The following is a 14363-nucleotide window of genomic DNA, read 5'->3' as shown; positions in this document are numbered from 1 at the left end:
GCACCTGGACCACGCGGCGGATCTCCTGGTCACGTCCGATGACCGGGTCGATCTTTCCCTCGCGGGCGCGCTCGGTGAGGTCGGTGGAGTACTTCTCCAGCGCCTGGAACTGCCCCTCGGGCTCCTCCGTGGTGACCTTGCGGTTGCCGCGGACGGACTCGAAAGCGCCGCGGACCGCCTCGAAGGTCGCACCGCGGTCGTGCAGCGACTTCGCTGCGTCCCCCTCGCCTTTCGCGATGCCGGCGAGCAGCACCTCGGTGGAGACGTAGCTGTCGCCGAGCTCCTCGGCGAGCTCCTGCGCGGCGGTCAGGGCATTGAGCCCGTCCCGGTTGAAGTTCGGGTTGGCCATGCCGGAGCCGGACGCGGTGGGGTACCCGGCGACGAGGTCCCGGGCGTCCTGCAGGACGCCCTGCGGGTCAACGCCCGCGGCCTGCAGGACGGGCCGGGCGATGGAGTCCTCCTGGTCGAGGATGGCGACCAGGAGGTGGGCCGGGCGGATGTCGGGGTTGCCGTTGGCACTGGCCGACTGCAGGGCCGCCTGCATGGCCTCCTGGGTACGGGTGGTGGGGGTGAAACCGCTCATGTGGGGAAAGCCTTTCTGCGCTTGTCTCGCGTCAGTCTGCGTCATCTACCTTAGCGCGTAACTGTCAACTTTAGGACATCCGCGCTGTCTTCATGAGGTACAACACCACCAAAGTTGAGTCCATTCCACTCACATTGGGAATCAGACAAGGGCGTCCCGGCCACCGGCTACTGACCCGCGATATCGGCAGGTACTCCGCGTCGTTCCCGCAACTGGACCTGATCACCCCGTAACGCGTCCAGCAGTGCAGCCGCCAGGGCATCATTCGCCGGGAAGACGCGGGTGGGTTCGCCGGGGCGTCCGAACCCCTCCCGCACCGGGGAGGACGTGGTCGGACCGATGAGGAAGAGGTCATCCCTGACCACGCCGTCCGCGCCCACCGCGCGGTCGTGGGCGTCCACCGCGAATGTGGTGTCCGCCGTGATATCCCCGGTCGCCAGCAGTCCACGCAGCAGCGGATCCGCCACCCGGTCAGCGGTGAGCTCCGCCAGCCTGGCATCCACCAGGTAGTCCGCGGTGATACCACCGGTCGCGGTGTAGCGACCACTGGAGCCGTCCTGCCCGAACTCCGCTCCCGCGCCGAGGAACCGCACCAGGCCAGCCCGGTGCAGCGCCACCAGGTTCTCCAGCCTCTCCGGGGGCGGCCCCGAGCACACATAGGAGAACGTGGAGGTCAGGGAGGCGACAAGCTCCCGGTCTGCCGGCGCCAACGCCCCCGCGAACAACAGTGAATGCGCCACGAAGTACGACGCCACCAGCACGCTGTAGAGGGCACCGTCCTGCGGGAACCGCCTGCTGTGCGCCCGCTGCAGATTACCCACCACGATGTCCTCCACCGCCTGTTCCAGATCGCCGTGGTCCGCGAACGTGCGTCCCTCCAGGGGCCGGTCGAGGTGCCGCAGGTCGAGTCGGTCCTCCGGGGCCGGGACGGCTCCGCGGACGACCCGCCCGAATGCCTCCTCCTCCCGGCCTGCACCGGGGACATCGGCGTCGACGAGCCTGTCGACCCATGCGTCGGTGAGCGCGTGGATCCGCTCGGCGGTGACAGTGATGCGTGCCTGACCGTGGTGCTCAGCCAAGGCGGTGTACCAGGCGTCGTTGATCTCGGCGAGCAGCAGCGACCTGAGCACGCCCTCCTGCAGGACGCCCCCGTCCGACCTCGGCAGACGTCGCAGTGTGTCCTCCGTCAGATGGCGCGGAGTCAACTGCGGTGGGCCGTCCACCAGTTTCGACCGGTAGGGCACGCCCCGCCGCGATCCGACCCACAGCACCGGTTCACGCCCGGAGGGGTGGTACACAATGCCGTCCGCGCCGTGTCCGAACCGTCCTCCGCGCCCCTCCGTCACCAGCATCATCAGGTCGATGAACGCCAGGCCGAAACCACGGACAAGGACGTCCGCCCCTCCGGGAATATGGGAGAAGTCCTGGTCAACCGTGTACCCGGGTGGGGTGTGTCCGGATGTTTCCACACCGTCGGTCCCCGGAAGCACATCGAGGTGCCCCTGGGCCAGGACCGTCGCGTCTGCACGCAGGGCAGTTCCGTCGTCGAGGAGCACGACCCGCTCCCCCTCCGCACGGCCCACCCCGACGGCCGCGTTCCGGTGCTCGGTGACGGTCACCCACTCCGGCAGCGCACCGACCGCGCGCTCGAAGGCGTCCCGCAGGTAGGACGCCGCATCACGCCGCGGGACGTAGACCGCGCCACGTCCGACCCAGTCGGCCAGGGACGGTCCGCTGATCGGGGGCACGTCCGCGAGCGCCGGATCGCCGCCGGCGTACACGGTGATCTGGTCGGAGGTGTTGTTCATCCACACCTGCGACGGCTGGTCCGCGCGCCAGATCCGGCCCGGGCCAGTAAGGAAGGGGTCCACGACGTGGATGTCCAGCGGGTCCCGGCCCCCCGGATCACCCTGTTCCCGCAACCGCGCCGCCAGCGCCAGCAGCAGTCCGGTGGTGCGGGGACCGCCACCGACGACCACCAGCGACGTCACCGGGACTCCTTCCCTGACACCTGCGCCGCCAGGGTGAGCAACCCGGAACTGTCGTTGATCCGCACGACCTCCCCGGAACTGCCGTCGTGGGACACGTAGCGGTCACCGACGATGATCGAGTCCTCCGGACCGGTCGTGATCTTCTCCGCCACGGCAACCGATTCCGGGGTGTCCACGGTCACGACCGTCGGCAGTGTGCCCTGCGGTGACCGCGGCACGATCGACGGCCCCTTCACGGTGAACTCCCCGCCGACCGAGTCCGTGCCGGTGAAGTCGACGTAGTGGACCTTGTCCCGGTCGATGAAGCGGTGGGTGTCCTCGTCCCGGATCTCGGCGTCCGGCTCCCAGGACGTCCACAGCTTTCCCACGACCTCGGCGATGTCCTCGACCTCGCGCCAGGCGTCATTCCCGGCCGCGGGACGGCGACCGGTGAGGGACGCCGCGGGTGCTCGCGTCTGCACCGTCGGTGACCAGCCCGCCCGCCCCTCGGAGACGAAGTCCAGCGTGGCGGTGGACGTGGCGACGTGGAACGGTTCGGTGTGCGTCACAGGGGTCTCCGCCACGATCCGCAGCCGTGTGGTCTGCGGTGAGAGCCAGGCGGCGAGGGATACGGCGTTCTGCCCGGATTCATGGTCGTCGCCGATCACCAGGATGGCGGAGTCAGCGGCGCCGTCGAGGGCGACGGCGGCCGCACGCAGTGCGTTGAGATCCAGGGCGGCTTCGGGGGATACCCGGTAGATGGTGGTCATGCTGACGCCTCCTGTCCGTGGTTCGCGCGGTAGGGCGGGAGCGCGAGGTTCTCCCGGAGGGTGGCGCCCTCCCCGTAACTGGTGCGGTAGACCCCGCGGTCCTGCAGTTCGGGCACCACCCTGTCCACGATGTCGTCGAGGCCTCCCGGGGTGATGTGCGGCACCACGATGAAGCCGTCGGCGGCCCGCTGCTGGGTCAGGTCATCGAACTGGGCGGCGACCTGCGACGGTGTCCCGATCAGCGTGCCGCCGCGTCCGGACACCTCGGTGACCAGTTCGCGGATCGACAGGTTCTTCTCCTCCGCCAGTGCCCGCCACCGGGCCGCGACGGCGCCCACGTCCTTCTCGTGGCGCACCCGGCCGCGGGTGATGTCAGCGTTGTCCAGGTCCGGGCCCGATTCCGGCAGCGGCCCGTCCGGGTCGAGGTCGGAGAGGTCGCGGCCCCAGATCTGCTCCAGGAACGCGATCGCCCCGGGACCGTGGACCTGCTGGTGCCGGATCTCCCGGTGGTGCTCCTGCGCCTCGGCCTCGGTGTCCCCCAGCACCACGGAGATCCCCGGGTAGATCTTCAGGTCGGCCGGACGCCTGCCAGCGGCCGTCAGCCGCTGGTCGATGTCCGCACGGAAGTCCTTCCCGTCCCCGGGGTCGGTGTGGCGGGAGAAGATGACCTCGGCGTTGCGGGCGGCGAAGTCGCGGCCCTCGTCCGAGTCACCGGCCTGGAAAACCACGGGACTGACCTGGGGTGATGTCGGAACCGGGAAGGTACCGTGGACGTCGAAGAACTCCGAGTGCCAGTCGAAGGAGCCGTCGCCGTCCACCCGCGACTCCCACAGCGCGCGTGCCAGGCCCAGGAAGTCGGTCGCCCGCCGGTAGCGGTCGGCCCCGTCGAGGAAACCGCCGCGGCGGAAGTTCTCGCCGGTGAAGGCATTGTGCGTGGTCACCAGGTTCCACGCCGCACGCCCGCCGGAGACGCGGTCGAGGGTGGCCAGCGTCCGGGCCAGGTCGTAGGGCTCATTGAACGTGGAGCTGAAGGTGCCGGTCAGCCCGATGTGCTCGGTGACCGCGGCGAGGCCGGCGAGCACCGTGGCGGTCTCGGGGCGTCCGACCACGTCCTGGTCGAAGACCTGCCCCTTGTGCTCGCGCAGGCGCAGCCCCTCGGCGAGGAAGAGGAAGTCGAACAGGCCGCGCTCGGCGGTGCGTCCGAAGTGCTCGAAGCTGGAGAAGTCGATGTGCGAGCCGGACGCCGGGTCGGACCAGACGGTGGTGTTGTTGACGCCCGGGAAGTGTGCGGCGAGGTGTACCTGGCGTTTGTCGTTACTCATCATGTGCTCCATTCTTCTCTTGTGCGGCTGCCGCTGCCGGGGCCGCGGGGAGACCGGGGACCGCGGCGAGCAGTCCGGCGGTGACATCGCTCGACGGGGTGGTGAAGAGCTGGTCGACCGGCCCCTGCTCAACGATCCTGCCGGACGCCATGACGGCGACCTCGTCGGCGATGTCACGGACCACCGCCAGGTCGTGGCTGATGAACAGGTAGGTCAACCCCAGGCTATCCTGCAGATCCGCGAGGAGGTCCAGGATCCTCGCCTGGACCGAGACGTCCAGTGCGGAGACCGGCTCATCGAGGACGAGCAACTCCGGTTCGACCGCCAGGGCGCGGGCGATGGCGACACGTTGCCTCTGCCCACCGGACAGCTCCGCGGGACGCCGGTCCGCGGCCGTGGCAGGCAGCGCCACCTTGTCCAGGAGGTCGGCCACGCGACTCCGGCGGGACGCCCGGTCACCGATCCCGAAGCCCTGCAGTGGCTCGGCGACGGACTCGCCGACCGTGAACCGGGGGTCCAGCGAACCGCCCGGATCCTGGTGGATCAGGCGTGCCCGGCGCGACAGGGCGACGGCGTCCCCTCCCCTGCGGGCGCGGATTCCGCGGCCGTTGAGCTGCCTCCCCAGAACGGTCACCTCTCCGGCGTCGAAGGGTTCGATCCCGAGCAGGATGCGTGCCGTGGTGGACTTCCCCGACCCGGATTCGCCGACGATGCCGAGGGTGCGTCCGGCGGCGGCGGAAAGGTTGAGCTGGTCGACGGCCGGCGCGGCACCACGGGAGAACACCCTGGTCACCCCGGTCGCACTGATAACCGGGACCTGGTCCGGACCGTCCTGCGGGCGCGCGGCGGTGGATTCGCGGCGGGGCGCGGCGCGACCCGGGACGGCCTCGACGAGGTCACGGGTGTAGTCCTCCCGCGGGGACGTGAGCACCTGCCGGGCGGGGCCCTGCTCGACGATGCGCCCCTGCCTCAGCACCACGATTCGGTCGGCGCGGGAGTAGGCGACGCCCAGGTCGTGGGTGATGAGCAGCAGCGCGGCACCCGTACGGCGCACCCGGCGCTCCAACAGGTCGAGGACCTGTTTCTGCACGGTGACGTCGAGTGCGGACGTGGGCTCGTCGGCGATGACCAGGTCCGGGTCCCCGATCAGGGCCAGGGCGATGAGGACGCGCTGCCGCTGCCCGCCGGACAGCTGGTGGGGGTAGCGCCCCGCATGCACGCCCGGATCCAGGCCGACGTCCTCCAGGGCGGTCGCCATCTCCTGCCTGGTCTCCGCCCGCACGTCCCGGCGGCGTCCCCCCGCGTTCCGTGACACCCGGAACGCCTCGGCCAACTGACTGCCGACGGTGCGGACGGGGTTGAGGCCCTCGCCGGTGTCCTGGGGGACGTACCCGACGTGCGACCGGTAGAGGTCCTGCCACGCCTTCGGCGAGTCCGGGTCGACCTCCCGTCCGATCAGCCGGTGCTCGCCGACGTCGATGGTGAGGGCCTCCCCGCCCAGGCCCACGGCGGCGCGGGCGGTGGTCGACTTCCCGGATCCGGACTCCCCGACGAGCGCGACGGTCTCGCCGGCGGCGACGGAGAGGTCCAGGTCGTTGAGGGCCGGGGAATCGCCGTAGGAGGCGGAGAGGCCGACGAGGTCGAGGACGGTGCCGGTACGTGACGGTGCAGGGTCGGATGCGGGTGCGTGGACGGTCTGGTGTCGGGTGGTGGTGGTCATGGTTTGCTCCTGGTTCGCGAGAGATGGTTGACGGAGAACACGGTGACGGCGATCACCAGCCCGGGAAGCGTGGTCAGCCACCATGCGCTGGCGAGGTAGCTCCGCCCGTCGGCGACGAGCAGGCCCCACTCCGGGTTCGGCGGTGGCGCACCGAGCCCGAGGAAGCTCAGCGCCGAGACCGACAGCAGGGCCGTCCCGAGCTCCAGGACAGCCAGACCGGCGAGGGGCGGGAACGAATGGGGCAGGATGTGGCGGGCGAGGATGCGTCCCGTCCCGATCCCGGACAGCCGGGCGGACTCCACGAAGTCACTGTTCCGCCAGCGCAGCACCTCATTGCGCGACACCCGGACGAACGTGGGCACCGAGGCCAGTCCGACGGCGACCGCGACCTTGCCCGGGCCGAAGCCCAGCCCGGCGACGACAGCGATGGACAGCAGCAGGCTCGGGACGGACTGCAGGACGTCCGTCAGCCGGGAGATCAGGCTGTCCACCCGGCCGCCGATGTAACCGGAGAGCGTGCCGATGAGGCTTCCGGCGCCGAAGGCGACGAGCACCGCCCCGCCGGCGGTGAGCACCGATTCCCGGGTGCCGTGGACAACGCGCGTCCACACGTCGCGACCCAGGTGGTCGGTGCCGAAGATATGGTCCAGGCTCGGGGACTGCAGCCGGTTCAGCGGCTCACCGACCAGGGGGTCGGCACTGCTGAACAGGCCGGGGACGACCGCCCACGCGGCGACGAGGAGAAGGACGAGGCCGGCGAGGACGGTGCCGACCGCGGGACGCCGGCGTCGGCGCCTGCCCGGTTGGGGCGGGGTCCGGTGCTCCGGGGCCTCGGGTTCCGGTGCATTGGGCTGGTTCAGTACGGCGGTCATGCGGGCACCTTCCCTGTGTTCCCTGTTTTCCCTGCGTTCCCTGTGGTGGTGCCGGTGTCCTGCTCGGTGCCCCCGGCCGTGGTGCTGCGGCGCGTGCGGGCGTCGACCACGGGCAGGAGCAGGTCGGTGATGATGTTGACCACCACGAAGATCACGGCGGAGACGGTCACCACCCCCAGAACGACCGGGATGTCCTGCGAGGTCACCGACGTGACGAGCAGACGGCCGAGCCCGTTGCGGGTGAACACGGTCTCGACGACGACCGCTCCGCCGAGCAGTTGCCCGGTGAGCACCCCGGCGACCGCGAGCAGCGGGCCGAGCGACGCCCGCAGGGCATGGCTGAGAAGCAACCGGGTGGTCGGGAACCCGGCCGCCCGGAAGGTCGTGGTGAACTGCTGGCGCCAGCTGTCCCGCAGACTGCGCTGCAGAACCTGTCCGACGGTGGCGGCGACCGGGACCGCGAGGGTGATCGCCGGGAGGATCAGCCCGGCGAATCCCGTGTTACCCAACGCCGGGAGCCAACCCAGCTGGAAGGAGACGACCTGCAGCAGGAGCAGCCCCACCCAGAACGTGGGCAGCGAGACGCCGAGCACCGGGAGGCCGGCGAGGACGTCACCGGCGCGGCGCAGCCGGGGGGACTGCGCGGTTCCCGCCGCAACGGCGCCCACCGCGAGCGCCACACCGGCGACACCGCCGAGGACGAGCGCGGCGGCAGCAAGTTGCAGAGTCGACGGCAGGGTCTCCGCCAGGGCCCCGGTGACCGGGTCCCCGGTGAGGTACGAGGTACCCAGGTCACCGGTGAACAGTCCGCCCAGGGATGCCAGGTACTGGCCGGGCAGGGACCGGTCGAGCCCGTACTGGGCGCGCAGCTCGGCGACCTGCTCCGGCGTCGCCTCGATCTGGCCGGTCCCCGACAGCATCACCGCGACCGGGTCGCCGGGCATCGCGAACAGGATGAGGTAGGTCAGCGTCCACGCGGCCCAGAGGATGACCACGCCGTAGAGGACGCGCAGCAGGACGTAGCGGAATGTGGTGGTCATGATGTCTGCTCCCCTGAACTCAGCCACGTGTCGACGAGCTGCAGCCGGCTGGATGCCTCATAGCGGTAGTTGTGGACGGAGGCGGAGGTCGCGGAGATCCCCGAGAGCTCGGCCAACGGAATGACGTAGCCCTGCTCCACCAGTTCGGCGGTGGCCTCCTGAACCGTGCGGTGACGGGAGTCCGGGTCGGTCGTCGCCAGGCTGTCGGTGAGCAGCTGGTCGACGTGGTCCGGGGACTCCCGGTTGTTGACATTGCGTCCGCCCTGGTCGAAGACGGTGCGCAGCACATCGGGGTCGGACCGGGTGAGGTTGTAGAACTCCAGGTCGTTGGTGCGGGCCTCCTGGGCCGCGGACACCTCACCCATGGTCTTCTCCTCCAGCTCCAGGTCCACACCGACGGCACGCAGCTGCTGCTGGACGAGTTCCAGGAAGTCCGCGGTCTGCCAGTACCCGACCGGGAGGGTGAGCCGCTCCCCGTCCTTCGTCCGGAAACCGTCGTCGTCCCGGCCGGTCCATCCCGCGTCATCGAGCAGCTGGTTGGCCCGGTCCGGATCGTGCTCCAGGAGGTCGGACTGGTCGGTGTAGCCGGGGGTGGTGGACCCGAGGACCGAGGTCGCGGGCTTCTGGCGTTCGGAGAGGACGGCCGTGAGTTCCTCGCGGTTGATGGCGGCGTTCACCGCCTGCCGGACATTCCTGTCCTGGAACGGCCCCTTCGACCAGTTGGGGAAGAAGGCGTAGTTCACACCCGGGTTCGGCCGGTCGATGATGGGGAACCCGGACTGCTCCAGCAGTTCCTCGTCCTGCGGTTGGACGGCGGTGTCCACGTCCACCTGGTCCGAGACCAGGCTTCCGTTGCGCACCCCGGACTCCGGGACCACCGAGAACTCGATCCCGTCGAGGTAGGCGGGACCCTCGTGGTCGGAGAGCGGCGACGCCCAGTCGTAGGCGTCGTTGCGCTTGAGTGTCGCCCCGCCGGACGGACTGAAGTCCTCCAGGGTGAAGGGGCCGGTTCCTGTGACGTCGCCGGTGCAGCGCTCCTCGGGGGTCCTGGCCAGCGTGTCCGGGGTGTAGAAGCCGAGCGTCATCGTGGAGGTGGCCTGCAGGAACTGGGCGTTCGGTTCCCCGAAGTCCACGGTGACGGTGTGCTCGTCGGGGGTCTCGATACCGGTCAGTCCGGCGAGGTAGGTCGATCCCAGGCTGGATTTGGCCCCGAGGTCGATGATGCCCTCGAAGTTCTCCTTCACCGATTGGGCGGTGAACGGGCTTCCGTCGGCGAAGCTGACCCCGTCCCGCAGGTGGAAGGTGAAGCTGGTGGAGTCGTCGTTGATGTCCCAGCTCTCGGCGAGCCAGGGAACAATCTCCCCGGTCTGCGGGTCCTGGTCGGTCAGTGAGTCGGTGACCTGGCGGGAGACGTTCAGGGCGGTGTTGTTGCCGACCTGTTGCCCGTCGGCGCACTGGATGTCGGCGTCGAAGGCCACACGCAGGGTGCCGCCGCTGACCGGTGGGCCCGAATAACCGTCCCCGTTCCCGGACGGGGCGGAACCGCATGCCGTGAGGACGCTGAGGCCCACCACGGCCGCCGTCGCCACTGCGACGGTGGCGCGCACCGCACTCTTAATAGACCGCTCTGTCTGCATATTGCGCAACCGTAGTCCCCGGCGGAACGCGCCCAGGACACTTCAATTCACGACGAACCGTTCTGCGCACGTCCCTGTGCCAGAATTAGGCCATGACAGAGGAGCACCCCACTGAGAACGTCGTTCCGACCGTCGCCGCCGCGCGTGAACGCATCGACGCCATCCTGGAACGCACCCGCGTCATCTACACCGCGCTGGCCCCCGCGCCGGCCACCGTTGACGTCCCCGTGGCCGGCGGTCTGCCCGCGGGCATCCCCACCCCCGACCGCTCCGTCCTCCGGCGTGCCGCCCTGTACGCCGCCGACGGACTCTCCGCCTCCGGGGAGTTCGACGCCGCCCGCACGGAGTTCCTCGCCGACCTCGGTCGCGACCTGCGGAAGAACGGGATCGGCACGGACCACTACCAGGCAGCCACCACCGCCGCGCTGCGTGCCCTCAGCGAGGAGTTCGGCACCCCGACCCCGGCGACGAGATCACCTACCGCCGCGCCGGTGAGCTGGGCATCCCCGACGGGCTCACCGAACTGCTCCACGCGGTCGACCTCGCCGTCCGCATTGCCGCGCTCGGTGCCGTCGACGACGAGGAGGCCAGCGTGCCGGCCACCCTCCCCGCCCGCGTCCTCGAAGTGCACCGCAGGACGCCGCGGATCACCGTCGTCCGCCTGCAGGCGGACGTCAGCGGGGCGGCAGAGACCGGGTACCCGGGCCAACACCTCGAGGTCCGCACTTCGTCGGACCCCCGCACCTGGCTCCGCCTGGCCTCCGCACTGCCGCCGAACGACGACGGGTACCTGGAATTCCACCTGGCGCACCCGGTGGGAAGCGCGCCGGATGTGGCAGCGGGCGACCAGTGGGTGGTGGCGAACCCGACGGGATCCCTCGACGTGCCCGAATCCACCCGGAGTGTCCTGATGATCGCGCTCGACGGCGGCCTTGCCGCCCTGCGCGCCCTGGTGCTCGGACTGTCCGCCCGGCCGTCACCGCCACAGGTACATCTCCACTGGTCCACACGCGACCCGGCTGACCTGCACGAGAGCCCTGGACTGGAGGGTTTCGCCGCTGGGTTCCCCTGGTTCAGCTACACGCCCGGCAGGTTCACCGGAACCAGCGACGCAGCACTCATCCTCGTCTCCGGGGATGACCGTGCCACTGTCCAGGCCCAGGTCAACGTCCTGACCGGTGCAGGCGCCGACCCGTCCCGCATCATCGCCGAACCATGAGCCGGACCCAGGCGATCACCACCGACGGCGGGACGAACCCACCGACGCGCTGGCCCGTGCACAGTCACGACCACCACGAACTCGTCTGGGTGCGCCGCGGCACCATGACCACGCGTACGGAGGGACGCATTTTCACCGTCCCCGAGGGACGGGGCATCTGGCTTCCCGCCCGCACCGAGCACTCCGGCGACGTGACCGCCGGGGTCACCCTTTACGGCACGCTCTTCGCCCCCGACCGCACCCCCGGCAACTTCACCGTCCCCGCGGCCGTGACCGTGGTGACCATGACCACCGTCCTGGAGTCACTGCTGACGCACCTGGGACGCGACGACCTCGCCCCGGATGCCAGGGCACGGGCCGAAGCCGTGGTCTTCGATGTCCTTGAACCCGCCGAGCGGCAGCTCGACTTGCGCGTGCCCACCGACCCGCGCATCTCGACGGTCGTGGACACCCTCCTGGCCGACCCGCGCGACCTGCGCGGCCTTGATGCGTGGGCGCGGCGCCTCGGGATCAGCGAACGGACGGTCACACGCGCCTTCCGCGAGGCCACCGGGCTGACCTTCGGGCGCTGGCGGATGGAGCTGCGCATCCAGCGTGCCATCGCCATGCTCAGCGAGGGCCAGACCGTACAGGACGTGTCGCGGCAGGTCGGTTACGCACAGCCCAGTACCTTCATCGCCGCCTTCCGCCGTGTCACCGACACCACCCCGGGGACCTTCGTGTCCGGAACTCCACATACCGTGTCCTGAAATCACGATTGTGGACACACCCGTCCCGTCCTACACTCGGTCTGTCACTCACGAACGAAAGATAGGCTAACCACGACCATGGGCACTCATGCGTTGCGCGGCGACACGCTCACCCTGGGGTACGGACGCACCGAGATCGTCCACGGCGTCTCCACCGACCTGGAGCCCGGCCAGGTGACGGCACTGGTCGGACCGAACGGGTCCGGCAAGTCGACACTGCTGCGTTCCCTTGCCCGCCTGCACAACATCGCCGACGGACAGGTCCTGCTCGACGAGACCCCCGTGGACACGCTGAACCCGCGTGACTTCGCCCGCGCCGTCACCCTGTTCTCCCAGTCCCGGCCCACCCCGGACGGACTGAGTGTCCGCGAGGTCGTCTCCTTCGGACGCCACCCCCACCGCCGCGCCTTCGCCGGTCTCTCCGCCGGGGACGAGCACGCCATCGACAGGGCGCTGCACACCACGGGTCTCACCGGCATGGCCGACCGGGGCGCGGGTGAGCTCTCCGGCGGGGAGATGCAGCGTGTCTGGCTGGCCACCTGCCTGGCCCAGGACACCGACGTCATCCTGCTCGACGAACCGACCAACCACCTCGACCTGCGCTACCAGACCGAGATCCTCGACCTGATCCGTGACCTGGTGGCCGAGTCCACCCCGAAGGCCGTCGGTGTCGTCCTGCACGACCTCGACCACGCCCTGCAGGTCGCGGACACCCTCACGCTGCTGTCGAAAGGGTCGGTCCTGGCATCCGGCCGCCCCCCGGACGTCCTCACCGCGGAGAACATCCGCACCGCCTACGGCATCGACGTCGATGTCGGCGTCGACCCCCGAACCGGACGCCTGCGCATCGACCCCGTCGGGCGACACCCCTACCCCGCACTCTGAAAGGCCTGTCTTGTCCATCACGTCCAACCGTTTCCGAACCGCCGCGGTCACCACCACCGCAGCGCTCGCCCTCGCCCTCGGCGCGTGCGGCACCACCGACACCGGGAGCTCCTCCGACAGCACCGACGTCCCCACCTCCGGGGCCGCCGGGTGTGACGCCGACATCGAGACCTCCACCGACCCGGTCTCGATGACCGACAGCCTCGGACGCGAGATCGAACTCGACGAGCCCGCCAGCCGCGTCGCCGTGCTGGAATGGCAGGAGACCGAGGATGCCATCAGCCTGTGCGTCGACCCGGTCGCCGTCGCGTCCCCGGACGACTACAGCACCTACGTCAGTGCCGAAGCCCTGCCGGAGGACGTGGTCAACGCCGGCGAACGCGGTGAGCCCGACCTCGACGCCCTCTACGGCGCCGACCCCGACCTCATCATCGTCGAGGCCTTCAGCGAGGACGACGAGGTCCTCACCCAGCTCGAGGAGCGGGACGTCCCGGTACTGGCCGTGCAGGGCGCGGACGCCGACGACCAGATCGGGGCGGTCAGGAACGTCCTCTCCATGATCGGTGAGGCCACCGGACGCTCCGCGCGCGCCGACGAGATCAACCAGGAATTCGACGATCACCTCTCCGCCGCCCGCGACGACCTCGCCGACAGTGTCGACTCCCTCGGCACGACCGACTTCCTCTACTTCGACGGCTGGGTCGAGGGCGGCAACCTGACCATCAGGCCGTACACCAGCGGTGCGCTGATGACGCAGCTCGGTGAGGAACTCGGCCTGAGCTCCGCCTGGACCGAGGACATCAACCGGGACTACGGCGACGGTGGTGTGGACCCCGCGTTCGGGCTCGCGCAGACCGACATCGAGGGCCTCACCGCCGTCGGCGACGCGAACCTCTTCTACACCGGTTCGCAGGGCGGCCCCGACGACTACGTCGAGGCGATGACCTCCAACCCGATCTGGAACAACCTACCCGCCGTCAAGGACGACCGCAGCCACGAGTTCCCCAATGACCTGTGGGCCGCCCGCGGACCGCGCTCCGGCATCCAGCTCATCGACGCCTTCGTCGAGGCCGTGGAAGCGGTCGCCGCCAACTGATGACTCGGAAGCACCAGACGTGGGCGGGGATCGCTCTCATTGCCGCCCTCGTCGTGGCGATCACCGGCGTGGGCCTGTGGCACATCACCCAGGGCACCTCCGGACTCGGCTTCCGTGACCTCCTGCTCCACGTCACGCGCCATCCGGACGCACCGGGGACCGTCAACGGTGTCCCGGTCAGCGAGATCCTCTCCGGGTCGCGCGTCCCGCGTCTGCTCGCCGGTGTCGCTGTCGGATTCGCCCTGGGCGTGGCCGGGATCCTGCTGCAGTCGGTGACCAGGAACCAACTGGCGTCCCCCGACACCCTCGCCGTCACCGCCGGGTCCTACGTGACCCTCACCGCCGTGTCCGCGTTCGGTTTCCCGGTGCCGTTCTGGGCGTCCGGCATCGTGGCATTCCTCGGCGGACTTGCCAGCGCGGCGCTGGTCCTGGGGCTGACCGGCACAGGGTCGGGCACCGCGACGACGAAACTGATCCTGGCCGGGTCCGCCATCGCCATG

Annotated in this window: 15 protein-coding genes; 5 read left to right on the top strand and 10 right to left on the bottom strand. The window is 70.1% G+C overall.

Annotated elements, in window-relative coordinates; genetic code table 11:
* The 10 genes from ACTIL2_RS13995 to ACTIL2_RS13950 all read right to left on the bottom strand — a co-directional run.
* A partial coding sequence (locus tag ACTIL2_RS13995; RefSeq protein ID WP_442338085.1) for a Clp protease N-terminal domain-containing protein occupies positions 1-583 on the bottom strand: 583 nt, incomplete at its 3' end.
* Between the two features lie 167 nt (positions 584-750).
* Positions 751-2574: an FAD/NAD(P)-binding protein gene (locus ACTIL2_RS13990; RefSeq protein WP_442338084.1), complete on the bottom strand. Its 1824-nt coding sequence runs from the start codon at positions 2572-2574 to the stop codon at positions 751-753.
* Positions 2571-3323, bottom strand: coding sequence for an LLM class flavin-dependent oxidoreductase (locus tag ACTIL2_RS13985; protein ID WP_442338083.1), 753 nt, complete (start codon positions 3321-3323; stop codon positions 2571-2573). Before ACTIL2_RS13985 ends, ACTIL2_RS13990 begins: the two co-directional genes overlap by 4 nt.
* Positions 3320-4648, bottom strand: a complete 1329-nt coding sequence (locus ACTIL2_RS13980; RefSeq protein WP_442338082.1) for an NtaA/DmoA family FMN-dependent monooxygenase — start codon at positions 4646-4648, stop codon at positions 3320-3322. The genes ACTIL2_RS13985 and ACTIL2_RS13980 overlap by 4 nt, the downstream gene beginning before the upstream one ends.
* Entirely contained in the window at positions 4638-6365 is a 1728-nt protein-coding gene (locus ACTIL2_RS13975) for a dipeptide ABC transporter ATP-binding protein (RefSeq protein ID WP_442338081.1), read from the bottom strand. The genes ACTIL2_RS13980 and ACTIL2_RS13975 overlap by 11 nt, the downstream gene beginning before the upstream one ends.
* Positions 6362-7237: an ABC transporter permease gene (locus tag ACTIL2_RS13970; protein WP_442338080.1), complete on the bottom strand. Its 876-nt coding sequence runs from the start codon at positions 7235-7237 to the stop codon at positions 6362-6364. Before ACTIL2_RS13970 ends, ACTIL2_RS13975 begins: the two co-directional genes overlap by 4 nt.
* The gene (locus ACTIL2_RS13965; protein ID WP_442338079.1) at positions 7234-8277 is read right to left on the bottom strand and encodes an ABC transporter permease; all 1044 of its coding nucleotides are present in this window, start codon (positions 8275-8277) and stop codon (positions 7234-7236) included. The genes ACTIL2_RS13970 and ACTIL2_RS13965 overlap by 4 nt, the downstream gene beginning before the upstream one ends.
* Positions 8274-9884 carry an ABC transporter substrate-binding protein gene (locus ACTIL2_RS13960; RefSeq protein ID WP_442338078.1) on the bottom strand — a complete coding sequence of 537 codons (1611 nt, stop codon included), beginning with the start codon at positions 9882-9884 and terminating at the stop codon, positions 8274-8276. Before ACTIL2_RS13960 ends, ACTIL2_RS13965 begins: the two co-directional genes overlap by 4 nt.
* A gap of 77 nt (positions 9885-9961) precedes the next feature.
* The gene (locus tag ACTIL2_RS13955; protein WP_442338077.1) at positions 9962-10315 is read right to left on the bottom strand and encodes a hypothetical protein; all 354 of its coding nucleotides are present in this window, start codon (positions 10313-10315) and stop codon (positions 9962-9964) included.
* On the bottom strand, positions 10315-10545 hold the full coding sequence (locus ACTIL2_RS13950) for a hypothetical protein (protein ID WP_442338076.1): 231 nt from the start codon (positions 10543-10545) through the stop codon (positions 10315-10317). The genes ACTIL2_RS13955 and ACTIL2_RS13950 overlap by 1 nt, the downstream gene beginning before the upstream one ends.
* Here ACTIL2_RS13950 and ACTIL2_RS13945 point away from each other — a divergent pair.
* The 5 genes from ACTIL2_RS13945 to ACTIL2_RS13925 all read left to right on the top strand — a co-directional run.
* Positions 10507-11133, top strand: a complete 627-nt coding sequence (locus tag ACTIL2_RS13945; RefSeq protein WP_442338075.1) for a hypothetical protein — start codon at positions 10507-10509, stop codon at positions 11131-11133. The genes ACTIL2_RS13950 and ACTIL2_RS13945 overlap by 39 nt on opposite strands.
* A complete protein-coding gene (locus ACTIL2_RS13940; RefSeq protein WP_442338074.1) occupies positions 11130-11882 on the top strand; it encodes a helix-turn-helix domain-containing protein in 753 nt (250 codons plus the stop codon). Before ACTIL2_RS13945 ends, ACTIL2_RS13940 begins: the two co-directional genes overlap by 4 nt.
* Before the next feature lie 78 nt (positions 11883-11960).
* Entirely contained in the window at positions 11961-12767 is an 807-nt protein-coding gene (locus ACTIL2_RS13935) for an ABC transporter ATP-binding protein (RefSeq protein ID WP_442338073.1), read from the top strand.
* Positions 12768-12777: 10 nt separating this feature from the next.
* A complete protein-coding gene (locus ACTIL2_RS13930) occupies positions 12778-13863 on the top strand; it encodes an ABC transporter substrate-binding protein (protein WP_442338072.1) in 1086 nt (361 codons plus the stop codon).
* Positions 13863-14363: iron chelate uptake ABC transporter family permease subunit (locus ACTIL2_RS13925; protein ID WP_442338071.1), on the top strand; the 501-nt coding region annotated here is incomplete at its 3' end. The genes ACTIL2_RS13930 and ACTIL2_RS13925, both read left to right, overlap by 1 nt.

Source organism: Corynebacterium sp. (assembly GCF_052107835.1).
Taxonomy (GTDB): Bacteria; Actinomycetota; Actinomycetes; order Mycobacteriales; family Mycobacteriaceae; genus Corynebacterium.
The sequence above is the reverse complement of the archived record's forward strand: the minus strand, read 5'-3'. Positions and strand labels throughout refer to the sequence as shown.